The organism is Klebsiella sp. w6, assembly GCF_033100215.1.
Taxonomy (GTDB): Bacteria; Pseudomonadota; Gammaproteobacteria; order Enterobacterales; family Enterobacteriaceae; genus Klebsiella; species Klebsiella variicola.
Genome location: NZ_CP136907.1, coordinates 1,165,614 through 1,188,166 on the forward strand (window position 1 = coordinate 1,165,614; position 22,553 = coordinate 1,188,166).

At 56.7% G+C, this 22,553-nt stretch carries 24 protein-coding genes and 1 other RNA gene; 15 read left to right on the top strand and 10 right to left on the bottom strand.

The window, feature by feature from the left end; translation table 11 throughout:
- Positions 1-18 precede the first annotated feature (18 nt).
- The 3 genes from R0140_RS05745 (at position 19) to R0140_RS05755 (ending at position 2,188) form a co-directional block, all read left to right on the top strand.
- Entirely contained in the window at positions 19-1,032 is a 1,014-nt protein-coding gene (locus tag R0140_RS05745) for a sugar phosphate isomerase/epimerase family protein (protein ID WP_032740845.1), read from the top strand.
- A gap of 11 nt (positions 1,033-1,043) precedes the next feature.
- The gene (locus R0140_RS05750; RefSeq protein ID WP_012967411.1) at positions 1,044-1,436 is read left to right on the top strand and encodes a C-glycoside deglycosidase beta subunit domain-containing protein; all 393 of its coding nucleotides are present in this window, start codon (positions 1,044-1,046) and stop codon (positions 1,434-1,436) included.
- Between the two features lie 272 nt (positions 1,437-1,708).
- Positions 1,709-2,188, top strand: a complete 480-nt coding sequence (locus tag R0140_RS05755) for an RrF2 family transcriptional regulator (protein WP_032736298.1) — start codon at positions 1,709-1,711, stop codon at positions 2,186-2,188.
- A 66-nt stretch (positions 2,189-2,254) separates the two neighbouring features.
- On the opposite strand, the gene oqxB is transcribed toward R0140_RS05755, so the two are convergent.
- Both oqxB and oqxA read right to left on the bottom strand, forming a co-directional pair.
- Positions 2,255-5,407, bottom strand: coding sequence for a multidrug efflux RND transporter permease subunit OqxB (gene oqxB / locus R0140_RS05760; RefSeq protein WP_023298090.1), 3,153 nt, complete (start codon positions 5,405-5,407; stop codon positions 2,255-2,257).
- A gap of 23 nt (positions 5,408-5,430) precedes the next feature.
- Positions 5,431-6,606: a multidrug efflux RND transporter periplasmic adaptor subunit OqxA gene (gene oqxA / locus R0140_RS05765; RefSeq protein ID WP_023298089.1), complete on the bottom strand. Its 1,176-nt coding sequence runs from the start codon at positions 6,604-6,606 to the stop codon at positions 5,431-5,433.
- Between the two features lie 333 nt (positions 6,607-6,939).
- On the opposite strand from oqxA, the gene R0140_RS05770 reads away from it, so the two are divergent.
- On the top strand, positions 6,940-7,293 hold the full coding sequence (locus tag R0140_RS05770) for a helix-turn-helix domain-containing protein (RefSeq protein WP_048268071.1): 354 nt from the start codon (positions 6,940-6,942) through the stop codon (positions 7,291-7,293).
- A 19-nt stretch (positions 7,294-7,312) separates the two neighbouring features.
- Here R0140_RS05770 and R0140_RS05775 read toward each other — a convergent pair whose 3' ends face one another.
- A complete protein-coding gene (locus R0140_RS05775; RefSeq protein ID WP_022065759.1) occupies positions 7,313-7,885 on the bottom strand; it encodes a flavin reductase family protein in 573 nt (190 codons plus the stop codon).
- A 211-nt stretch (positions 7,886-8,096) separates the two neighbouring features.
- Here R0140_RS05775 and R0140_RS05780 point away from each other — a divergent pair, with 211 nt between their 5' ends.
- Together R0140_RS05780 and R0140_RS05785 are read left to right on the top strand one after the other, a co-directional pair.
- Positions 8,097-8,981, top strand: coding sequence for a LysR family transcriptional regulator (locus tag R0140_RS05780; protein ID WP_032740844.1), 885 nt, complete (start codon positions 8,097-8,099; stop codon positions 8,979-8,981).
- 134 nt (positions 8,982-9,115) lie between these two features.
- The gene (locus R0140_RS05785; RefSeq protein ID WP_032740842.1) at positions 9,116-9,916 is read left to right on the top strand and encodes a hypothetical protein; all 801 of its coding nucleotides are present in this window, start codon (positions 9,116-9,118) and stop codon (positions 9,914-9,916) included.
- Positions 9,917-10,194: 278 nt separating this feature from the next.
- Here the strand turns inward: R0140_RS05785 and ssrA are convergent.
- Positions 10,195-10,557: a transfer-messenger RNA gene (gene ssrA / locus R0140_RS05790) on the bottom strand.
- 143 nt (positions 10,558-10,700) lie between these two features.
- The gene (gene smpB / locus R0140_RS05795) at positions 10,701-11,183 is read right to left on the bottom strand and encodes an SsrA-binding protein SmpB (protein ID WP_002914164.1); all 483 of its coding nucleotides are present in this window, start codon (positions 11,181-11,183) and stop codon (positions 10,701-10,703) included.
- Positions 11,184-11,332: 149 nt separating this feature from the next.
- On the opposite strand from smpB, the gene R0140_RS05800 reads away from it, so the two are divergent.
- On the top strand, positions 11,333-11,770 hold the full coding sequence (locus tag R0140_RS05800) for a type II toxin-antitoxin system RatA family toxin (protein ID WP_008806099.1): 438 nt from the start codon (positions 11,333-11,335) through the stop codon (positions 11,768-11,770).
- A complete protein-coding gene (locus R0140_RS05805; RefSeq protein WP_004145682.1) occupies positions 11,760-12,050 on the top strand; it encodes an RnfH family protein in 291 nt (96 codons plus the stop codon). The genes R0140_RS05800 and R0140_RS05805 overlap by 11 nt, the downstream gene beginning before the upstream one ends.
- Before the next feature lie 69 nt (positions 12,051-12,119).
- Here R0140_RS05805 and bamE read toward each other — a convergent pair whose 3' ends face one another.
- From bamE to nadK, 3 genes are all read right to left on the bottom strand, one after another.
- A complete protein-coding gene (gene bamE, locus R0140_RS05810) occupies positions 12,120-12,461 on the bottom strand; it encodes an outer membrane protein assembly factor BamE (protein WP_008806098.1) in 342 nt (113 codons plus the stop codon).
- A 147-nt stretch (positions 12,462-12,608) separates the two neighbouring features.
- Positions 12,609-14,270: a DNA repair protein RecN gene (recN, locus tag R0140_RS05815; protein ID WP_012540837.1), complete on the bottom strand. Its 1,662-nt coding sequence runs from the start codon at positions 14,268-14,270 to the stop codon at positions 12,609-12,611.
- 86 nt (positions 14,271-14,356) lie between these two features.
- Positions 14,357-15,235: an NAD(+) kinase gene (gene nadK / locus R0140_RS05820; RefSeq protein ID WP_002914158.1), complete on the bottom strand. Its 879-nt coding sequence runs from the start codon at positions 15,233-15,235 to the stop codon at positions 14,357-14,359.
- Positions 15,236-15,359: 124 nt separating this feature from the next.
- Between nadK and grpE the strand changes: the two genes are divergently transcribed.
- Complete coding sequence (grpE, locus tag R0140_RS05825; protein WP_008806096.1) at positions 15,360-15,950, top strand: nucleotide exchange factor GrpE; 591 nt, start codon at positions 15,360-15,362, stop codon at positions 15,948-15,950.
- Positions 15,951-16,070: 120 nt separating this feature from the next.
- Here grpE and R0140_RS05830 read toward each other — a convergent pair whose 3' ends face one another.
- Positions 16,071-17,357, bottom strand: a complete 1,287-nt coding sequence (locus R0140_RS05830; protein ID WP_012540838.1) for an HlyC/CorC family transporter — start codon at positions 17,355-17,357, stop codon at positions 16,071-16,073.
- A 19-nt stretch (positions 17,358-17,376) separates the two neighbouring features.
- Positions 17,377-18,168, bottom strand: coding sequence for a cytochrome C assembly family protein (locus R0140_RS05835; RefSeq protein WP_002914153.1), 792 nt, complete (start codon positions 18,166-18,168; stop codon positions 17,377-17,379).
- A 163-nt stretch (positions 18,169-18,331) separates the two neighbouring features.
- Here R0140_RS05835 and ffh point away from each other — a divergent pair, with 163 nt between their 5' ends.
- The 6 genes from ffh to R0140_RS05865 all read left to right on the top strand — a co-directional run bounded on the left by ffh (position 18,332) and on the right by R0140_RS05865 (position 22,545).
- The gene (gene ffh, locus R0140_RS05840; protein WP_002914152.1) at positions 18,332-19,696 is read left to right on the top strand and encodes a signal recognition particle protein; all 1,365 of its coding nucleotides are present in this window, start codon (positions 18,332-18,334) and stop codon (positions 19,694-19,696) included.
- A 270-nt stretch (positions 19,697-19,966) separates the two neighbouring features.
- Positions 19,967-20,215, top strand: coding sequence for a 30S ribosomal protein S16 (rpsP, locus tag R0140_RS05845; protein WP_012540839.1), 249 nt, complete (start codon positions 19,967-19,969; stop codon positions 20,213-20,215).
- 18 nt (positions 20,216-20,233) lie between these two features.
- Positions 20,234-20,782, top strand: a complete 549-nt coding sequence (gene rimM, locus R0140_RS05850; RefSeq protein ID WP_008806093.1) for a ribosome maturation factor RimM — start codon at positions 20,234-20,236, stop codon at positions 20,780-20,782.
- Between the two features lie 31 nt (positions 20,783-20,813).
- The gene (trmD, locus tag R0140_RS05855; protein WP_008806092.1) at positions 20,814-21,581 is read left to right on the top strand and encodes a tRNA (guanosine(37)-N1)-methyltransferase TrmD; all 768 of its coding nucleotides are present in this window, start codon (positions 20,814-20,816) and stop codon (positions 21,579-21,581) included.
- 39 nt (positions 21,582-21,620) lie between these two features.
- Positions 21,621-21,968, top strand: coding sequence for a 50S ribosomal protein L19 (gene rplS, locus R0140_RS05860; RefSeq protein ID WP_002914145.1), 348 nt, complete (start codon positions 21,621-21,623; stop codon positions 21,966-21,968).
- A gap of 118 nt (positions 21,969-22,086) precedes the next feature.
- Positions 22,087-22,545 carry a DUF2946 domain-containing protein gene (locus tag R0140_RS05865; RefSeq protein WP_032740840.1) on the top strand — a complete coding sequence of 153 codons (459 nt, stop codon included), beginning with the start codon at positions 22,087-22,089 and terminating at the stop codon, positions 22,543-22,545.
- The last annotated feature ends 8 nt before the right edge of the window (positions 22,546-22,553 follow it).

The window sequence follows — 22,553 nt, forward strand, 5'->3', positions numbered from 1 at the left end:
AACTTACCTGGTACTTTTATGACTCAGAAAATAAAACGCGGCGTCAGTCTGTATAGTTTTCAGAATGAGACCTACCTTGGCAAAATGTCACTCGATCAGGCGATCGGTCACTGCGCGGCGTTCGGCGCCCGCGGCATTGAAGTCGTCGGCGAACAGACCTTCGCCGGCTGGCCCGAATGCGGCATGCCGGAGGCGGCGATCGCCGACTGGCATCGCCTGATGCAGCGCCATGATACGGTGCCGGTATGCCATGACTTTATGCTCGACTATAAGCGATATAAAGACCGGCCGATGCTGTTTGACGAGCAGGTGCGCAGCGTACAAAACGACATCGACTTTGCCGCCCGGCTGGGCATGCGCTATATCCGCTCCCTGGTTTCCGTGGCGCCGGAGGTGCTGGTGGCGGCGGCGCCTTATGCGGAAGACAAAGGGATCACGATTCTGCTGGAAGTGCACGCCCCGCTGCATTTCGATCATCCGTGGATTATTCGCCATGCCGAAGCCTATGAAAAAGCCCATACCCGGGCGCTGGGTTTCCTGCCGGATATGGGGATGTTTTTAGCCCGCTTCCCGCGGGTGTGGAAAGAACGCTTTATTCGTAACGGTTGTCCCCAGGCGGCGGCGGACTTTATTGAGAAAGCCTATGAAGACCGGACGCTCAGCGAATACGTGATCCTGGATGTGATGCAAAAATGGGGGCCGGGCCCGCAGCTGGCGATGGCGGAAACCCTGCGCCACAACGCGGCGTTCGAGCCGAAGCGGATGCTCGATTTTATGCCGCGGATCCACAACATCCATGCCAAATTCTATGAGATGACCGACGAGATAACCGAGTGGTCGATTCCCTACGATGAGATCTTCCGCGTGCTGCAGAAGGGTGGCTATGAGGGATATGTGTGCTCCGAGTACGAAGGTAACCGCTGGGTGGAAGACGCGCAGGAGGTGGACAGCCTGGAGCAGGTCCGCCGCCAGCAGCTGATGTTCTGCCGCCTGTTAGATGAAACCCCACCCCCGGCGCTGCTGGGCCAGTAAGGAGCATTATCATGTTTGATCAGCATATTATCTGCCGTGAAGGGTTCGACAACGTCACCCGCGACGGGGAAATTATCGGCGTGCGCTTTTTGGCTCGTCTGCCTTACTACCGTGGCCTGGGGCTGTCGATGGTGGAAGATATCGCCGTGACCCTCAACGGCGAAGCTATCCCACGGCAGGCGATCCGCCTGGCGCTGCGCGGCCGGGAGTGGACGCTCGACGAGCTGGAGAGCGTCTACGATGACCGGTGGAACTTCGGCGAAAAGGCCACCATCACCGTACTCAAACCAGGCGGCCTGCCGGCCGGATGGCATCGCCTGAAGGTGGCCGAGAGGCTGCGGATCTCTTACCTGCCGTTTGTGCCGGTGACCACCTTTGAAACCGAGCTGGAATTAACGGCCTAACACCCCGCAGGATCCGCTGCCGTTATGGCAGCGGATTTCTATAACACGGGGCAGCCACTGGGGAGCGGTGAGGCGATTGCCGTTCAGGAAAACCGGTACGGAAGGGCGCGTTTTCTCAGCCTGCCTTTGCCGACGAAATCAGAAAATTTACTTCGCAGGCTAACCGCAGATTGCTTCAAAAAAATTCCCGTATTTGTTATATTGTTGTTCATTGATTATTCACCTCTGCGGTGCCAAAAAGAACAAGATTCACCGCAACCCAGGACAATACCATGTTAGATTACCGCTTCCCGACAGCTTTGCAGATGGTTCTCAGCGTAGCAATGGCGGAGCAGATGGGTGAACGTTCGACGAGTGCGATTCTGGCCTACGGCCTGGAAGCGAACCCGAGCTTTATCCGTAAACTAATGGTTCCGCTTACTCGTGACGGCATCATCGTCTCCACGCTTGGCCGCAACGGCTCTATTCATCTTGGCCGCCCGGCGGACAAGATCACCCTGCGTGATATCTATCTTTCGGTTATTGAAGATAAAAAGCTGTGGGCGTCGCGTCCTGAAGTTCCGGCTCGCTGCGTGGTCAGCGCCAACGCCTGTTGGTACTTCAAATCGATTGCCGATGAAGCAGAGCAGGCTTCGCTAAACGTCCTTGCTCGTCACACCGTGGCCAGCGCGCTGGAGGCGGTCAAAAACGCCGATACCAGCGGCTGCGATCCGGTGCCGGAAATGATCGCCCGCTTTAAGAAAGCGCTTTAATTCCTATCTGATGACGAAAAAAAACCGCCTTCATTGTGAAGGCGGTTTTTTGTTATCTGCTGCAGGCTAGGCGGGCAGATCCTCCTGGACCGGCTTCCTGCGGGTCACCAGTTTCCGCAGCGTCACGTAAAACACCGGCGTCAGGAACAGACCGAACAGCGTTACGCCCAGCATCCCGGAGAACACCGTGATCCCGGTGACACCGCGGACTTCCGCTCCTGCACCGTGGCCGAGGATCAGCGGAATGGTCCCGGCGATAAAAGCGATGGAGGTCATCACGATCGGGCGCAGACGCAGGCGGCATGCCTCCAGCGCCGCTTCCATGATGCCTTTCCCCTGGATCTCCAGCTCGCGGGCAAACTCGACGATCAGAATGGCGTTTTTACAGGCCAGGCCCATCAGGACCACCAGACCCACCTGCACGAAGACGTTGTTATCGCCCCCGGTCAGCCAGACGCCAAACAGCGCGGAGAGCATCGTCATCGGTACGATAAGGATCACCGCCAGCGGCAGGGTCCAGCTTTCATACAGTGCGGCCAGCACGAGGAACGCCAGCAGCACCGCCACCGGGAAGACGATCAGCGCCGTGTTGCCCTGGGTGGCCTGCTGGAAGCTCAGATCCGTCCACTCAATATTCATCCCATTCGGCAGGATCTGCTTCGACAGCTCCTCCAGATGCGTCATCGCCTGCGAAGAAGAGAGGATCCGCGGATCGGCATCGCCAATCAGGTCCGCCGCTGGATAACCGTTGTAGCGGATCACCGGATCCGGCCCGTAGGTGGTACTGATATTCACCATACTGCCGATCGGCACCATTTCGCCCTGATTATTGCGGGTGCGCAGATTAGCAATATCTTCCACGCTCTCGCGGAATGGCCCATCGGCCTGGGCCATCACGCGCCAGGTACGCCCGAACTGGTTAAAGTCATTGACATAAGACGAGCCGAGATAGGTCTGCAGCGTGCCGAACAGATCGGTTAGCGACACCCCCTGCGCTTTCGCCTTATCGCGATCGACCTGCACGTCCAGCTGCGGCACGTTAGCCTGGTAAGTCGAGATCGGGAAGTGCATCCCCGGCGTCTGCATAATCGCCCCGGACATCGCATTCACCGCGCTTTGCAGCGCGCCATAGCCCAGCCCACCGCGATCCTGGATGTACAGGGAGTAGCCGGAACCCTGACCCAGTCCTAAAATCGGCGGCGGCAGGATGGAGAAGCCAAAGCCCTGCTGGATTTGCGCGATTTTGGCGTTGATCTCCGCGTTAATTTCCGCCGCCGTGTGTTTGCGCTGGTCGAACGGTTTCAGGCCAAAAAAGACCGTCCCGGTATTCGGCGTGTTGGTGAACTGCAGCGCATTAAGCCCCGGGAAAGCGACCGCATAATCGACCCCTTCGGTATTCATCCCGATCTCGCTCATTTTGCGGATCACCGCATCGGTGCGCGCCAGCGACGAACCTTCCGGCATCTTCACGCCGCCAATGAGATACAGCTTATCCTGGGTGGGAATAAACCCGCCGGGGACGACTTTAAACATCACCCCAGCGGCGCAGAGCAGCAGCAAATACACCACAAACACCGCGCCACGGCGTCCGAGGGTTTTGCTCACCAGTCCCTGATAGCCGTTCGAGCTGCGCAGGAAAAAGCGGTTAAACGGACGGAAAATCCAGCCAAACAGACGATCGATCAGCCGGGTAGGGAGGTCTTTCTTCGCGCCGTGCGGCTTTAACAGCAGGGCCGCCAGCGCCGGGGAGAGCGTCAGCGAGTTGATGGCCGAGATCACCGTCGAGATGGCGATGGTCACCGCAAACTGTTTGTAGAACTGGCCGGTGACCCCGGAGAGAAACGCCATCGGCACGAACACCGCACACAGCACCAGCGCAATGGCGATAATCGGCCCGGAGACCTCACGCATCGCCTGATGCGCCGCGGCAAGCGGCGCAAGCCCCTCTTCGATATTACGCTCAACGTTCTCCACCACCACGATGGCGTCGTCCACCACGATACCGATAGCCAGTACCAGCCCGAACAGGCTCAGGGTATTCAGCGAGAAGCCCAGCAGATAGAGAATGCTGAAGGTACCCACCACCGATACCGGCACGGCGATCAATGGGATAATCGACGCGCGCCAGGTCTGCAGGAACAGGATCACCACCAGCACCACCAGCACCACTGCTTCCAGCAGCGTCTGCACCACCGCGCGGATGGAGTCGCGCACGAAAACCGTCGGGTCGTACGGCGCCGCCCATTTCATATCTTCCGGGAAGCGGGTGGCCAGCTCGGCCATTTTGGCGCGTACCGCGTTCGACAGATCGATGGCGTTAGCCCCCGGCGACTGGAAGATACCGATCCCGACCGCATCCTTATTGTTGAGCTGGGAGCGCAGCGCATAGCTGCCGGAACCCATCTCGATGCGCGCCACGTCGCGCAGGCGGACCAGCGAGCCATCCTGCGCCGTTTTCAGAATGATATTGCCAAACTCTTCTTCGGTATGCAGACGGCCCTGGGCGTTAATGGAGATCAGGAAATCGCTCTCCTGCGGCAGCGGCTCGGCACCAAGCTGTCCGGCAGACACCTGGACGTTTTGCTCCTGCATCGCCGTCACCACATCCGAGGCTGTCAGACCGCGGGCCGCGACCTTATTGGGATCCAGCCAGACGCGCATCGCATATTCACCGGAGCCAAAAATCTGGATCTGGCCGACGCCGGGCAGGCGCGCCAGCTCATCCTTCACTTTCAGCGTGGCGTAGTTGCGCATATACAGCGAGTCGTACTTACCGTTTGGCGAAAACAGATGCACCACCAGGGTTAGCGTCGGAGACTGTTTCTGGGTGGTGATGCCCAGACGGCGTACATCCTCCGGCAGACGCGCTTCCGCCTGCGCGACCCGGTTCTGCACCTGAACCTGCGCCTGATCCGGGTCGGTACCCGGGCGGAAGGTGACGGTGGTGACCAGCACGCCGTCGGAGCCAGCGACCGATTTCATGTACATCATGTTTTCAACGCCGTTGATCGCTTCCTCCAGCGGCGTCGCCACGGTCTCGGCAATCACTTTCGGGTTGGCGCCGGGATACTCCGCGCGCACCTGGACGCTCGGCGGGACGACGTCCGGATATTCGCTCACCGGCAGCAGCGGGATAGCGATTAACCCGGTGATAAAAATTAAAATCGACAGCACCGCGGCGAAAATCGGCCTGTCGATAAAAAAGCGGGAAAAGTCCATGTGTTGGATTCTCTGATTAGGGATCAGTTGAGGGCGGCGCTGGTGGTCATGGCAACGGTTTTGGCATTCACCGGCATACCCGGCATAAACACTTTTTGTAACCCGTCGACGATGACGCTATCCCCAGGGTTCAACCCCTTCTGAACGATGCGTAAACCGTCTGCCAGACGCCCCGGGGTAATATCACGTCGCTGCGCTTTACCATCTTTATCAACGATATAGACGTATTTCCGATCCTGATCGGTCAGTACCGCTTTGTCGTCGATAAGCGTAGCCTGGAACTCGGCGCTGCCCGGCAGACGCACGCGGGCAAACAGCCCCGGTGTGAACAGACGCTGCGAGTTATCCAGCAGCGCGCGCATGCGGATGGTGCCGGTACTCGGCGTTAACTGATTATCGAGAAAATCCACTTTGCCCTGATGGGGGTAACCCTCCTCGCCAACCAGGCCAATCTCCACCGGGAGCGCCTGATTATCGCTGGACGCCCCTTGCCCACGGCGGGCGAGGTTTTGATAGTGGAGGTAGGTTGACTCGTCGACGTCAAAGTAGACGTACACCGTCTTCTGCGAGACCAGAGTGGTGAGCACGCTGGCGGTGTCGCCCGCGGTGACCAGGTTACCGCTGGTGATCAGCGCCCGGCTGGCGCGGCCGTCAATAGGGGCGGTCACTTTGGTGAAGTCGAGGTTAAGCTGCGCGGCATCCACCGCCGCCTGCGCGGCGCGAATATCAGCCTGCGCCTGAACCGCGGCTGACCGGCGCTGCTCCCACTCTTCACGGGAGACAAGATTGGTATGGACTAATTTATCGGTGCGGTTCGCCTCGCTTTGCGCCAGGCTGGCCTGCGTTTTGGCTCTCGCCAGCGTCGCCTGCGCCTGCTCCAGCGCGGCGCGATAGGTTCTGTCATCTATGGTGAACAGCACCTGGCCCTTTTTCACCTCCTGACCGTCGGTGTAATTCACTTTATCAATGTATCCCGAGACACGGGGGCGAAGCTGAACGCTCTCCACTGCTTCAATGCGACCGTTAAAACTATCCCACTGACTGATCGACTTCACCAGCACCTTAGCGGCGCTGACCGTCGGGGCGGGAGGCGCGGCATTTTGCGCGACGCTGTCGTCGCAGCCGACGAGCAGAAAGGAGAGCATCATCGCGCCGAGCGCGGTCAGGTGAATGTTTCCCCAGGTTTTTTGCAGGCTCATTATTTTTATTCCGGTAATTGTAGCCGCCGGGCAAGACGCAGCGTGAGAGGCCGCGCCACTTCCTTTGTCCGGGCTGGCTTAAGGCCATTTGTGTCGATCATCGCCACAAAACTGTAACAATTTCGAATACACTATCGCGGCGATTGTAGGAAGGCGCTTAACTAAGTGCAAGAATAATTGTTGCACTTTATGTGCGGTCCTGGCTGGAGACAAAAACCGCGATCCCGGCGTGGATTTAAATGTAACAATAAAACTTGCATTTTGTGTAAAAACAGGCCACCTTTAAATGCAACTGACAAAGATGCTTTTAACCGGCTGCGCGGAGGTAACATGATGAACACTGGCGCCATCATTCAGGATCTGATCGACTGGATCGACAACCATCTTGATAGCCGTCTGGATATTGACACCGTTGCCCGACGATCCGGCTATTCGAAGTGGCACCTGCAGCGGATCTTCAAAGAACATACCGGGCAGCCCCTCGGAGAATATATTCGGGCGCAAAAGCTGCAAAAGTCGGTCGAACGCTTAGCCCACAGCAACGAGCCGATCCTCAACGTGGCGATCGCCCTCGGCTTTGACTCCCAGCAATCCTTCAACCGCAGCTTCAAGCGCCAGTATGGCCAGGCGCCCGGCGTCTGGCGCCGGAGTATCAGCCGCTCTGCAGGGCAGGCATCTCGTCAGTGATCTTCATGACCGGGGAGGATCAGTCCTGACCCGGTCCATGATCAAATTTGCTGCCTTTGCCGATGGCATAGAACTGCCCGCCTGCGACATAGTGAACGGTCCGCAGCTCGTCCGGCGCATCATCAAAAATCCAGTGTCCGTTACGGAATACCCGATCATCGCTCCAGGCGGCGACGATATCGCCCATAAACAGATTGTGCTGTTGCTGAATGTCCGGGTAGGGCATCACTTTGCACACCAGCCAGCCCGCGCAGCCTGCCACGAGGGGGATGTCGAACCCCGGCTGATAAATGAAGGGGATGGAGTCATTTTTATCCGGCGCGTCGGCATAGCTGCGCCCGCCAGCGTAGAGGACGGTTGCCATCTGGCTGACTACGGGGATCTGCACCACGAAATAGCCGCTCTTTTCCACCAGCTGACGTGTGAAGGCCTGGGGGCCGATATAGGCCACCACTTTTCGCTCGCCTGCCAGCCCAACCCAGGCGGCTGACATGACATTTTCGACGCCATCATATTTTGCGGAAATCATGGTGGTGGACCCGACCTGCAATAAACGATAGGCCTTACTTAATTCGACAGGCTGAACGGACATGGTTTTTCCTTTATGCGTGTTATTTAACGTTATGATTCTCTGGATATTTATTGAGGGCGTGGCCATTTTGGGCCCCTCACGCGATACCCATAGCGCAACGATACGCCAGGCTATTAAGCGCAAAAAGGTGCGTAAATTGTTTTCATTATTCATAATTAACGAATAATCATGCCGTCTGTCGGTAAGTTGCTTGCTTCAGGAGAGAAAGAAGGTGGATCGTATCCAGGCTATGCAGATGTTTATGCGCGTCGCGGAGGCAGGGAGCTTCGTGCGCGCCGCGGAAACCCTTTCCCTGCCTGCCTCCACTGTCACCAGTACCATTAAAAACCTTGAGAAATACCTGAAGGTGCGGCTGCTGAACCGGACCACAAGGCGGGTGAGCCTTACCCCGGAAGGGATGCAGTATCTGGCGCAGTGCCGGGAAATTCTCGCCCTCATCGAACATAGTGAATCCACCCTGAGCGAGTCTGTCGCGCGGCCTCAGGGGCGCCTGCGGGTTGATATGCCCGCGGGCATCGCGCATTTCATCGTCATGCCGCATCTGCCGGACTTTTACCGGCGCTATCCCGATATCTACCTGATGATCGGCGTCAGCGATCGCCAGGTCGATCTCATTCAGGAAGGCGTCGACTGCGTGATACGCATGGGAGAGCTGAACAACTCCAGCCTGGTGGCCCGCCCTCTGGGCCGCTTTCGCTGGGTAACCTGCGCGTCGCCGGACTATCTCAGGGAATATGGCGTGCCGTCGTCACCGGAGGCGCTCTCTCAGCACCGGGCTGTGCATTATTTCTCCGGCCAGGCGAGGCGGGCCGATGAGTTCCGCTTCGTTCGCCACGGGGAGACCTTTTCTGTACCCGTCAGCGGCAACGCCGCGGTGAATGAAACGGGGCTCTATATAAAAATGTGCCTGGCGGGCTTCGGGCTGGCGCAGCTGGCGGAGAATATCGTTGCTGACCACCTGCAGGAGGGGAGACTGGTGGAAGTGCTGACGGACTGGCAGCCGCCCCCGGTACCCGTCACATTGCTCTATCCGCACCAGCGCTTTCTCTCTCCCGCTGTACGGGCGTTTGCTGAGTGGATGAGCGAGGTGGTTTGAGGGAGGTATTGCTTCCGATATAGCGCGTCGGGAGCCCCGCCAGGGAGGGGAGGGTTCCAGCAGAAATATCTGGTCTGCTGATGAATCGCTGGATATTCTGTAATGCTTTGTCTTTTTTGTGAACAGGAAAAAGTATGCTTAATACGCTACCCGATTTACACAGAAGTTTTGCAGAGCAACTGAAGCTTAAATTACAGTCTGATTCGCGGATCCACGCCCTTCTCGCTGGCGGCTCGTTTATCCATGGCGGGTTTGATCAATACTCCGATCTGGATTTTGTGGTGGTGGTCGACCCTCTCTATTATGACGAAATCATGGCTAAGCGTATGGCGTTCGCCGGAACGCTCGGCCATCTGCTGCATGCTTTCACCGGGGAACACGTCGGTGAGCCTCGCCTGCTGATCTGCCTGTTTGGCCCGCAACTTCTGCATGTCGATATGAAATTTATCACCCTGGACATGCTCACTCAGCGCGTTGAGGAGCCTGCCGTGCTATTTACCCGTGATAATGATGCTCTCGAGCGACAGCTGGCAAAATTTAGCGCGCACTGGCCGAACATGACGCCGGAGTGGTTTGAGTCCCGAGCCTGGATCTGGCTGCATTATGCCGTGGTTAAACTGGGCAGGGGCGAACTCTTCGAAGCGCTGGGGATGCTGTCCTTCTTCCGGGAACAAGTGCTGGGACCGATGCTGTTCCGTCGCGCCAATCTACCGCAACGCGGCGTTCGCCGAATAGAAGCCCTTGGCATTGATCCCGATGGCCTGCTGACTTCCACCCTGGCAACGCACGATCGTCACTCCGTCGGGATTGCCATTCGAAGGGCTGCTGACGCTTATGTCACTCTGCGGGCTGATGCGCTGCCTGACAATATTGCAGACGATGCGGCGCGTCGGGCGGTCCTTGCCATGCTGGACGCGTATTCTGACAGGGAGTAAATCTATCCCTCCGGCCGCGGACGCGGCCGGAGGTGAAAGGGTTGTGCGAGTGTCGTGGGAGGTCTAATTCTGAGAGGGGGGGTTGGCGGGTAATTGGTAGCGCGAAAACAACAGAGCTTTTCGTTGGGCCTATCAATGGGCCTAAAAGGTTCGGATTTAATGAGTTCTCTTCGGACTTCGCGGGATAAATTCAAGGCACAAAAAAGCCCGCAGGGCTTGCGCCGTGCGGGCTTTCAGGACTTCATCGGATGACTCTGGTAATCACCGATGGAGAATTTTGGTGGAGCTGGCGGGAGTTGAACCCGCGTCCGAAATTCCTACATCCTCGGCACTACATGCTTAGTCAGTCTTTACATTCGCTTGCCAGCTGCGGACAGACACGCCACTAACAAACTAGCCTGATTAGATTTAACGCTTCAACCCCAGGCAGGGCATCCACGCGATCTCTTTTGGGTTTGACCTCTCTTTGATCCCCGTCTTAAGAGCGGAAGCTAGGGAGAGAGGGCTCAGAGCAGGTTATTAAGCTGCTAAAGCGTAGTTTTCGTCGTTTGCGACTATTTTTTGCGGCTTTTTACGAGGCCAACCGCCCCTCGGCATGCACCTTGGGTTTCGCAAATCCCGTCGAATCCAGAATCAGCCCCAATGTGTAGGTCAAGTATAACAGATTTGTGAATGTCGTTACCAGCCCCATTACGCAGGATTGTTTCAACGGGGTGGATGAAAAAGCAGCATCAACAAGGATATAGCGTAAGGGCCAGCGAGAGCTGGCCCTCAGGGGAGGGGGTTAGCGTCCGGCGTGCTTCATAATCCGCGCCTTATCCAGCGCCCATTCACGATCCTTCAGGTCGGTACGCTTGTCGTGCTGTTTCTTACCTTTGGCGACGCCGATTTTCACTTTGCACCAGGCGTTCTTCCAGTACAGCGACAGGGCGACAACGGTATAACCTTCGCGGTTAATGCGGCCGTACAGCGTGTCGAGTTCGCGCTGGTTAAGCAGCAGCTTACGAGTGCGCGTCGGGTCGCACACATAGTGGGTGGAAGCCACGGCCATGGGCGTAAAGTTGGCGCCGAACAGGAAGGCTTCGCCATCCTTCAGGATGACATAACTATCGCCGATGTTGGCTTTGCCTGCACGCAGGGATTTGACTTCCCAGCCCTGCAGGGCGAGACCAGCCTCGTATTCATCTTCGATAAAGTATTCGTGACGGGCGCGTTTATTCAGCGCAATGGTGGCTGATCCAGGTTTGTGGGCTTTTTTCTTAGTCATAATGTCCTGAAGTCATCGTCTTATACACAGTTACCTCGATCGCATCCTGCGAGGTGTACTGCGCATCTTAGCACGAGTTGCGGCACAGCGTTTTTTTTAGCAGCAGATAAATGATATTATTTGCACTGTGTTTAAATGTGGAACCTGCTATGCCTCAGATTAGCCGTACTGCGCTGGTGCCTTTCAGCGCGGAACAGATGTATCAACTGGTAAACGATGTGAAGTCCTATCCTGATTTTCTGCCAGGCTGCACCGGTAGCCGCGTGCTGGAATTCGGGCCGACGCAAATGACGGCGGCGGTTGATGTGTCCAAAGCCGGCATCAGTAAGACCTTCACGACCCGGAATACACTGACCAGCAACCAGAGCATTTTGATGAGCCTGGTGGATGGCCCGTTCAAGAAGCTGATTGGCGGCTGGAAGTTTATTCCGCTGAGCCCCGAGGCGTGCAAAATCGAATTCCATCTCGATTTTGAATTTACCAATAAGCTGATTGAGATGGCCTTTGGTCGGGTCTTCAAGGAACTGGCCGCCAACATGGTGCAGGCGTTCACTTCGCGCGCCAAAGAGGTCTACAGTGCCAGCTAATATTCGTGTTGAGGTCGCTTATGCGCTGCCTGAAAAGCAGTATTTGCAGCGAGTCACCCTGGACGAGGGAGCGACGGTCGAGCAGGCGATTATCGCCAGCGGGCTATTGGCCTTGCGTGATGATATCGATCTGGCGAAGAACAAGCTGGGTATCTACAGTCGTCCGGTTAAGCTGCATGACGAAGTTCACGACGGCGACCGGGTCGAAATCTATCGCCCGCTGATCGCAGACCCGAAAGAGCTGCGTCGCCAGCGGGCAGAGAAAAGCGCTGCGAAGTAACCCACAGCAGCAGACCGGCTATCAGCCATAAAAAAAGCGCTCACTGAGCGCTTTTTGCTTTTCCGGGCCTTACTGACTGGTCAGCGCGGGCTTGTTATCAATGTTAGTTAACACGCCGCCGCTGTTGAACGTCAGGGTCAGGGTCTGCTGAGTCACTTTCTCGTGGCCCGGCTCCTGACGGAATACATAGAACCAGGTGTTGGTGCCGAACGGATCCGACATCATTGGCGTTCCGAGAGCATAAGCAACCTGCTGTTGCGTCATACCGACACGAATTTTCGCTACATCGTTAGGTGCCAGATAGTTACCCTGGTTGATGTCAGGACGGTAAACCACTCGTTCCAGAGTGGAACAGCCTGCGGTCAACATAAGAAGAACCGCTGCGGCAGCAGTCAGCGTTTTACAGCGCATAGTGATTTGATTCCTTTTTGGGCCCGAGCAGTACGTGGCTCATCTGTAATATGCCGATAATAATAGACCTTCGCGCCGATGGAAACCTCCGGCTGCAGGTCAGCAGGCAATTTGCTGTTCACTATGACCCTGTGAAAATCAAAAAGTTTACGCCGCAAGCAACTCTTTCGCGTTCGCCAGGGTGTTGCGCGTGACCTCGCTGCCGCCCAGCAGGCGAGCCAGCTCCTGCAGACGAGCGCGCTTATCCAGCGGCTGCATATGGGTTTCGGTCATCTCGCCATCGGTCTCTTTGCAGACAAAGAAATGATGGTGGCCGCAGCCCGCAACCTGCGGCAGGTGGGTCACACACATCACCTGCGTGGACTCGCCCAGCTGACGCAGCAGCTTGCCGACCACGGCGGCGGTCGGGCCGCTGATGCCGACGTCCACTTCGTCGAAGATCAGCGCCGGGGTTTCCATTTTACGCGCGGTGATCACCTGAATCGCCAGCGCAATACGCGACAGTTCGCCGCCGGAGGCAACTTTGGCGATCGGCTGCAGCGGCTGACCGGGGTTAGTGGTGACGCGGAACTCAATATGATCGGCGCCGTCGGCGGTGAGATGGCGTTCATCGAAAGCGACCTCAATCGCGAAGATCCCGTGCGGCATCGAAAGTGAGTGCATACTCTCGGTGATAAGCTGGGTCAGCTCGTCGGCGCTGGCCTGGCGCAGGGCGTGCAGCTGACGCGCGGTCTCCAGCGCCAGCTGATGATGTTCGACCACCTGCTGGCTGAGGGATTCCAGCGAGCCGGCGCTATCGTCCAGCAGACGCTGCTCTTCCAGCATCGCCTGATAAACCGCCGGCAGCTCTTCCGGCATTACCTGGTGTTTACGCGCCAGCGCGATTTGCCGGGAAATCCGCTGCTCAAGTTCGAACAGACGGTTCGGATCGAGATCCAGACGGTCGTGATAGTGGCGCAGCTCGTCGCTGGCCTCGCTGAGCTGAATGGCCGCCTCTTCCAGCATATCCAGCACGCCGGAAAGCTTGCTGTCCATACCCACCAGCTCGCTGACCAGCTGCTTCGCGGTATAAAGCAGGCTCTGCAGATTGGCCTCTTCGCCGTCCGCCAGTACCGTCAGGGCGTGCTGGCAGGTGCTGAGCAGCTGGCCGCTGTTGGCCAGACGCTTGTACTCTTCGTCAATCTGCTCGAATTCTCCCGGCAGCGGGTTAAATTCGTTCAGCTCTTTAAGCTGGTACTGCAGCAGATCGGCGCGGGCGGCGCGCTCCTGGCTCTGCTGCTGGTGCAGGGCCAGCTCGCGGCAACTCTGGTGCCACTGGCGGTAATGCTCGGCCATGCGCTGAGTGAGCGCATACTCACCGGTATAGCCGTCGAGCAGCGTTTTCTGGTGTTCGGGTTTGGTCAACAGCTGGTGCGCATGCTGGCCGTGGATTTGGATCAGCAGCTGGCCCAGCTCGCGCAGCTGAGAGAGCGGGACGGCGGTACCGTTGATAAAGCCGCGAGAGCGGCCGTCAGCGCTGATCACCCGACGAAGTAAACACTCACGCCCGCTCTCCAGCTGGTTCTCTTCCAGCCAGCGCTGGGCGGCCGGAGTATCTTTCAGCGCGAAGCGCGCGCACAGGTCGGCGCGGGTGGCGCCGCGACGCACCATGTCGGCTTCCGCTCTGCCGCCGAGGCACAGCCCCAGCGCGTCGATGGCAATGGATTTCCCGGCGCCGGTTTCCCCGGTGATGGCGGTCATACCGCTGTGGAAATCAATTTCCAGTTCACGAACGATAGCAAAATTACTGATGGTGAGTTGCGCCAACATAGCTGCCTTCCTGTATGAAAAACCAATACTGTGTTTTCGTACAGTATAGACTGGTTTTTTATCCAGTAAAGAGGCAGCGATGTAAATCAGAACAATTTTTTCGACCAGCCGAGCTTGGTGCTTAATGTATTGAAATAGCTGTAATCTTTAGGGTGAATCAGATTGAGGTGATAATCACAGCGGCGAATGAGAACGTCTTCGCCATCCTGAATCGGCAGGGCAATCTGGCTGTCGCAGCTGATCTCCAGATCGCTGCAGCGATGAGAGAAGCGCAGGCGGATAGTACTGTCGCCATTGATCACCAGCGGTCGCGCTGAAAGGGTGTGCGGGAACATCGGCACCAGGGTGATAGCGTCCAGCGACGGCGTGAGGATCGGGCCGCCGGCCGACAATGAATAAGCGGTGGAGCCGGTCGGGGTGGAGATTATCAGGCCATCAGAGCGCTGAGAGAACGCAAAGACTTCGTCGATATAGACTTCGAACTCAATCATATGCGCCACTTTGCCGGGGTGCAGCACTACTTCGTTGATGGCGGTGCTGATGCGTTTCTGGCAATCCTGCTGGCACACCTGGGCCTCCAGCAGAAAGCGTTTCTCGGCGATGTAGTGGCCTTCCAGCACGTCGGCGAGCTGCTGCAGGGCGTTGTCCGGGTCAAGGTCGGTGAGAAAGCCGAGGTTGCCGCGGTTAATGCCGATGACGTTAATGTCGTAACGGGCCAGGGTCCGCGCCGCGCCGAGCATATTGCCGTCGCCGCCCACCACCACCGCGAGGTCGGCCTGTTGGCCAATCTCCGCCAGCGTGCCGGTTTTCACGTTGCTGAGCTGAAGTTCATGGGCGATCTGCTGTTCAACCAGCACTTCATACCCTTTGCTGCACAGCCAGCGCCAGAGCATTTCATGTGTGGTCAGGGCGGTGGGGTGACGAGGATGTCCCACAATGCCGATACACTTGAAATGGTTCTTCATGATCTGGATGTCCTTGCGTTAAATGAAATAGTGACAATCTGTCCGCTTCCCTTGAAACCCGGAAACTGATCCCCATAATAAGCGAAGTTAGCGAGATGAATGCGAAAAAAACGCGGAGAAATTCATGAGTAGTAAAGAACAGAAAACGCCTGAGGGGCAAGCCCCGGAAGAAATTATCACGGAGCAGCACGACGACGTTGAGGCAGTAGAGCCTGAAGTTTCGGCTGAGCAGGTGGATCCGCGCGATGAAAAAATTGCGAATCTGGAAGCCCAGCTGGCTGAAGCGCAGAAACGTGAACGTGAAGTGATGCTGCGTGCCAAAGCCGACGAAGATAACCTGCGTCGCCGTACCGAGCAGGATATCGAGAAAGCGCACAAATTCGCGCTGGAAAAATTCGTCAATGAACTGCTGCCGGTGATCGACAGCCTGGACCGCGCGCTGGAAGTGGCCGACAAGGCTAATCCGGACCTGGCGCCGATGGTGGAAGGGATCGAACTGACCCTGAAATCCATGCTGGACGTGGTGCGTAAGTTCGGCGTGGAAGTGATCGCCGACACCAACGTTCCGCTGGATCCGAACGTCCACCAGGCCATTGCGATGGTCGAATCTGAAGACGTGGCGGCGGGCAACGTGCTGGCCGTGATGCAGAAAGGTTATACCCTGAACGGCCGTACTATTCGCGCCGCGATGGTGACGGTAGCGAAAGCGAAATAACGTCTGCTGCATTGCTCAACGGCTGCCCGCGGGCGGCCGTTTTTTTATGCCACCGCTCCCGGCGCGAGATAAAAAAACGGCGGGCCGCAGCCCACCGTGATGTTAATTCCTTCGCTCGCGCTACTCCGCGACGCTCTCGCGTAATGATTTCACCGGCATCACTTTCACCTGTTTGATCATGTTGTCCTGCACGTCGAGGATATCTATATCGTACTGCTCAATGCGCACGCGGGTGCCCGGGACCGGGATCTCTTCCAGCGCTTCGAGGATGATACCGTTGACGGTGCGCGCTTCATCTTCCGGCAGGTGCCAGTTAAACGCTTTGTTGATTTCGCGAACGTTGGCGCTGCCGTCGATAATCACCGTGCCGTCGTTAAGCGGGGTCACTTCCTCCGCCAGGGTGGGTGACATGGAGGTGGTGAAGTCGCCGACAATCTCTTCAAGAATATCTTCGACGGTGACCAGCCCCTGAATATCGCCGTATTCATCGACCACCAGACCGACTTTCTTTTTATTGCGCTGAAATTTCACCAACTGGGTGCTGAGCGGCGTCCCTTCCGGAACAAAGTAGATCTCATCTGCCGCCCGCAGCATGATCTCTTTTGTGAACTCTTTCTTCTCCGTCATCAGACGGTAGGCTTCGCGAACGCGCAGCATGCTGATGGCATCGTCCAGTGAATCGCGGTAGAGCACGATGCGGCCATGCGGCGAGTGGGTCAGCTGGCGGACGATAGATTTCCAGTCATCATTGATGTCGATGCCGACAATCTCATTGCGCGGCACCATGATGTCGTTAACGCTGACTTTTTCCAGATCCAGGACCGACAGCAGCATATCCTGGTTGCGCCGGGAGATTTGTGAACGGGATTCATTCACAATCGTGCGCAGTTCATCTTTGCTCAAAGCGCTGCTGATGACGGTATCGGTGCGGATGCCCATCATGCGCATCAGCATGCGGGTGATGGTATTCAGCAGCCACACCAGCGGCATCATCAGCACCTGCAGGGGCGCCAGCAGGAAGCTGCTGGGGTAGGCGACCTTTTCCGGATAGAGCGCGGCGATGGTCTTCGGCAGCACCTCGGCAAATACCAGTACCACAAAGGTGAGCACGCCAGTGGCGATCGCGACGCCGGCGTCGCCGTACAGGCGCATGCCGACGATGGTGCCCAGCGCCGAGGCGAGAATGTTGACGAGGTTATTGCCGATGAGCACGAGGCTAATCAGGCGGTCCGGCTTGCGCAGCAGCTTCTCCACGCGCTTGGCGGGGCGGTTGCCTTGTTTCGCCATATGACGCAGCCGATAGCGGTTCAGCGTCATCATGCCGGTTTCGGAGCCGGAGAAATAGGCAGAGATAATCACCATGACGATCAGCGTTATGATCAGCGTGGTGGTGGAGATATGTTCCACGTAGGATTCCTTAAAAGACTTAGCTCACGAACTGCTGCAGCACGCGGCTACCAAAATAGGCCAGCGTCAGCAGACCGGCGCCAGCGACGCTGAACCAGACCACGCGACGTCCGCGCCACCCTTCATGATAGTGGCCCCACAGCAGAACGATATAGACGAACCACGCAATAATCGACAGCACCGCTTTATCAATGTTTTCGCTGCTGAACAGATTGTGCATATAGAACAGGCCGCTGCACAGCGTCAGAGTCAGCAGCACCACGCCGACCTGGGTGATGTGGAACATTTTGCGCTCGATGCTCATCAGCGGCGGCATTTCGCTGCTGAAGGCCAGCTTTTTATTCTTTAACTGGTAGTCGATCCACGCCAGCTGCAGCGCATACAGCGCGGCGATGATCAGCGTGGCGTACGAGAAGAGCGACAGGCCGATATGCACCAGCATCCCCGGGGTGGTTTCCAGGTGGGTGATATATTCGTTAGGCACGAAAGTGGCGAAGGCCAGATTGATCAGTGCGAAGGCATAGACGATAGGCAGCAGCAGCCAGCCGCGATTGCGCGAGGCCACGATAGTCATCACCGTACAGATCATCAGGCTGACCAGCGACCCGACGTTCAGTAAGCTGAGGTTTTGCCCGCTCTCGCCGCCGGGGAATATCCGTGCTTCCAGCGCAAAAGCATGGCAGATCAACGCGATAGTCGCAGATAAAATCGCCATTCGCCGCCAGCTGCTGTTTTTTTGCAGCAAGCCGGGGATAATCAGCGCGAGGCTGACGGAGTAGGCGACAAGGGCGAGTAGAGCAAAAACAGGCATAGGTGTCGGCTGTTGGCTAAATAAGAAAGAGAAGCAGTATAACGTCAGCAGGCCTCTGCTCCAACCGTTGCAGCACATTCAGATTGATGTCGTGTTATACTCCGCCACATTCGTTTTGTGTGTCGCTGCGGCGACCGACCGTTTCCACCTCAGGCGAGAGACAATGTTTGATAATTTAACCGATCGTTTGTCGCGTACGCTGCGCAACATTAGCGGCCGCGGACGCCTTACAGAAGACAATATTAAAGACACCCTGCGCGAAGTGCGCATGGCGCTGCTGGAAGCGGACGTTGCGCTTCCGGTGGTTCGTGATTTCATCAGCCGCGTGAAAGAGAGCGCGGTCGGCCATGAAGTCAATAAAAGCCTGACCCCGGGTCAGGAGTTCGTCAAAATCGTCCGCAACGAGCTGGTGGCGGCGATGGGCGAAGAGAACCAGACGCTCGACCTGGCCGCGCAGCCGCCGGCCGTGGTGCTGATGGCGGGCCTGCAAGGTGCCGGTAAAACCACCAGCGTCGGTAAGCTGGGGAAATTCCTGCGCGAGAAGCACAAGAAGAAAGTGCTGGTCGTTTCCGCGGACGTTTACCGCCCGGCGGCGATCAAACAGCTGGAAACCCTTGCTGAGCAGGTCGGCGTCGATTTCTTCCCGTCTGACGTCGGCCAGAAGCCGGTGGATATCGTCAATGCGGCGCTGAAAGAAGCGAAACTCAAATTCTACGACGTGCTGCTGGTGGATACCGCCGGTCGTCTGCACGTTGACGAAGCGATGATGGACGAAATCAAGCACGTCCACGCCGCCATTAATCCGGTTGAAACCCTGTTTGTCGTCGATGCGATGACCGGCCAGGATGCGGCGAATACCGCGAAGGCCTTTAACGAAGCGCTGCCGCTGACCGGCGTGGTGCTGACCAAAGTGGACGGCGACGCCCGCGGCGGCGCGGCGCTGTCGATTCGCCATATCACCGGCAAGCCGATTAAATTCCTCGGCGTCGGCGAGAAAACCGAAGCGCTGGAGCCGTTCCATCCGGACCGCGTCGCTTCCCGTATCCTCGGCATGGGCGACGTGCTGTCGCTGATCGAAGATATCGAGAGCAAAGTTGACCGCGCGCAGGCCGAGAAGCTGGCCTCCAAACTGAAGAAAGGTGACGGTTTCGATCTGACCGACTTCCTTGAGCAGCTGCGTCAGATGAAAAACATGGGCGGTATGGCCAGCCTGATGGGCAAGCTGCCGGGTATGGGCCAGATCCCGGACAACGTGAAAGCGCAGATGGACGACAAAGTGCTGGTGCGTATGGAAGCCATCATCAACTCGATGACCCTGAAAGAGCGCGCCAAACCGGAAATCATCAAAGGTTCACGTAAGCGCCGTATCGCCGCCGGCTGCGGGATGCAGGTGCAGGATGTGAACCGTCTGCTCAAGCAGTTCGACGACATGCAGCGCATGATGAAGAAGATGAAGTCGAAAGGCGGCATGATGAAGATGATGCGTGGGATGAAAGGGATGATGCCGCCAGGCTTCCCGGGCCGCTAAAAACAAGGGTATAAGGCTATCTTGTTTGCCATTTTAGCTCCGGGGTGTGCTCGAAATGCTCACGTACTACGTGTACGCTCCGCTTTCTGCGCGCACGCCGGAACTAAACTAGCTGCACCGATATACGCCTTCTATCCCTTGTTTAATGCTCAGTACCAAGATGCTGATTGCATTTTCCCCAGAAATCAGTAAAATTTTCGGGCTTTTAATATGACACCGGGCTCCGTTCCTCGATGGGGCCCGGTTGTTTTATTCACACAAGAGGATGTTATGGTAACTATTCGTTTAGCACGTCACGGCGCTAAAAAGCGTCCGTTCTACCAGGTTGTTGTCACCGACAGCCGTAATGCACGCAACGGTCGCTTCATCGAGCGCGTTGGTTTCTTCAACCCGATCGCTAGCGGCGCGGAAGAAGAAACTCGCCTGGATCTGGATCGTATCGCTCACTGGGTTGGCCTGGGCGCTACTGTTTCCGATCGCGTTGCCGCGCTGATCAAAGCCGCTAACAAAGCAGCTTAATCTGTCACGGTGGTCATGATGAGCAAGCAACACACCGCACAAGCACCTGTTGATCCGATCGTATTGGGGAAAATGGGTTCTTCCTACGGTATCCGTGGTTGGCTCAGAGTGTTTTCCTCCACCGAAGACGCCGAAAGCATTTTTGACTATCAGCCCTGGTTAATCCAGAAGGCGGGTCAGTGGCAGGTTGTTGAGCTGGAAGGCTGGCGCCACCACAATCAGGACATCATCATCAAGCTGAAAGGCGTTGACGATCGTGATGCCGCGAATCTACTGACTAATTGCGAAATTATCGTGGATTCATCGCAGTTGCCGGAGCTGGAAGAGGGTGACTACTACTGGAAAGACCTGATGGGCTGCCAGGTAGTGACAACGGAAGGCTATAGCCTCGGTAAAGTCATTGATATGATGGAAACCGGGTCTAATGACGTACTCGTCATCAAGGCAAACCTGAAAGATGCATTTGGCATCAAGGAGCGGTTGGTTCCGTTCCTCGATGGGCAGGTTATCAAGAAAGTCGATCTCACTACGCGTACTATCGAAGTAGATTGGGATCCTGGTTTTTAAATTCTCCGGATAAACGGTAAAAGACGGCGCTATGTGGATTGGCATAATTAGCCTGTTTCCTGAAATGTTCCGCGCAATTACCGATTACGGGGTAACTGGCCGGGCAGTAAAAAATGGCCTGCTGAGCATCGAAAGCTGGAGTCCTCGCGACTTCGCTCATGACCGGCACCGTACCGTGGACGATCGTCCTTACGGCGGCGGACCGGGGATGCTAATGATGGTGCAACCTTTACGGGATGCTATTCATGCAGCAAAAGCCGCGGCAGGTGAAGGCGCGAAGGTGATTTATCTGTCACCTCAGGGACGCAAGCTTGATCAAGCGGGCGTCAGCGAACTGGCAACGAATCAGAAACTGATTCTGGTGTGCGGTCGCTACGAAGGGATAGACGAGCGCGTAATCCAAACCGAAATTGACGAAGAATGGTCAATCGGCGATTACGTTCTCAGCGGTGGTGAGTTACCGGCAATGACGCTGATTGACTCCGTTTCCCGGTTCATTCCGGGAGTACTGGGCCATGAAGCTTCGGCAACGGAAGATTCCTTTGCTGATGGGTTGCTGGATTGCCCGCACTATACCCGTCCTGAAGTGTTAGAAGAGATGGAAGTACCGCCAGTATTGCTGTCGGGAAACCATGCTGAGATACGTCGCTGGCGTCTGAAGCAGTCGCTGGGCCGCACCTGGCTTAGAAGACCTGAACTTCTGGAAAACCTGGCTCTGACTGAAGAGCAAGCAAAGTTGCTGGCGCAGTTCAAAAGCGAACACGCGCAACAGCAGCATAAACATGATGGGCAGGCGTGAGCCCCCAATATCAGTTTACCCAGGATAAGAGATTAAATTATGAGCAACATTATTAAGCAACTTGAACAAGAACAGATGAAGCAGGACGTACCTTCCTTCCGTCCGGGTGATACCGTGGAAGTGAAAGTATGGGTTGTTGAAGGTTCCAAAAAACGTCTGCAGGCATTCGAGGGCGTGGTTATCGCTATTCGTAACCGCGGTCTGCACTCTGCATTCACTGTTCGCAAAATTTCCAACGGCGAAGGCGTTGAGCGTGTCTTCCAGACTCACTCTCCGGTAGTTGACAGCATTGCTGTTAAACGTCGTGGTGCTGTACGTAAAGCTAAACTGTACTACCTGCGTGAGCGTACTGGTAAGTCTGCTCGTATCAAAGAGCGTCTTAACTAAGATTCGCTTTCGCGACATCCTGACAGAAGGGCTGGCCAGATGGCTGGCCCTTTTTTTATCTTTGTTGTAACCATCGTGATGTAAATCATTTACAATACGCCCTCTATTCGGAGGGGCGGTGGTCAGCAACAGTTTCCAGCAAACGACACCTAAACGGCGAGCCGCCTGGCTGGCACTGTTGGCGATCCTGTTGATCGTCGTGGCCCCCCTGATCTCCATCTCCCTGCAAAAAGACCCCATGAGCGCGATGCCCGGCATGCATCACGCCATGATGATGGACAGCTCGTCCGCGAGCATGGCGCAAATGCCCGAGCACGAGATGGCGATGATGCATAGCACAGACGGCGCCACGCATACCGGACACGAACTGCCGCTGGACCATGCCGAAGCGTGTGGCTATTGCGTGCTGTTAGCCCATGTCCCGGGGCTGCTTTTCGCGCTGGCGCTGTTCGTCGCCATGCTCCTGCGGCGTATTCGCCTGCCGGCTTCTCGCCCGGTATTAAAACACTGGCACTACTTCCCCTGGCTCTACCCTGAAACCCGCGCCCCGCCGCGGCTGTCTGCTTTTTCCCTTTAATAAAAATC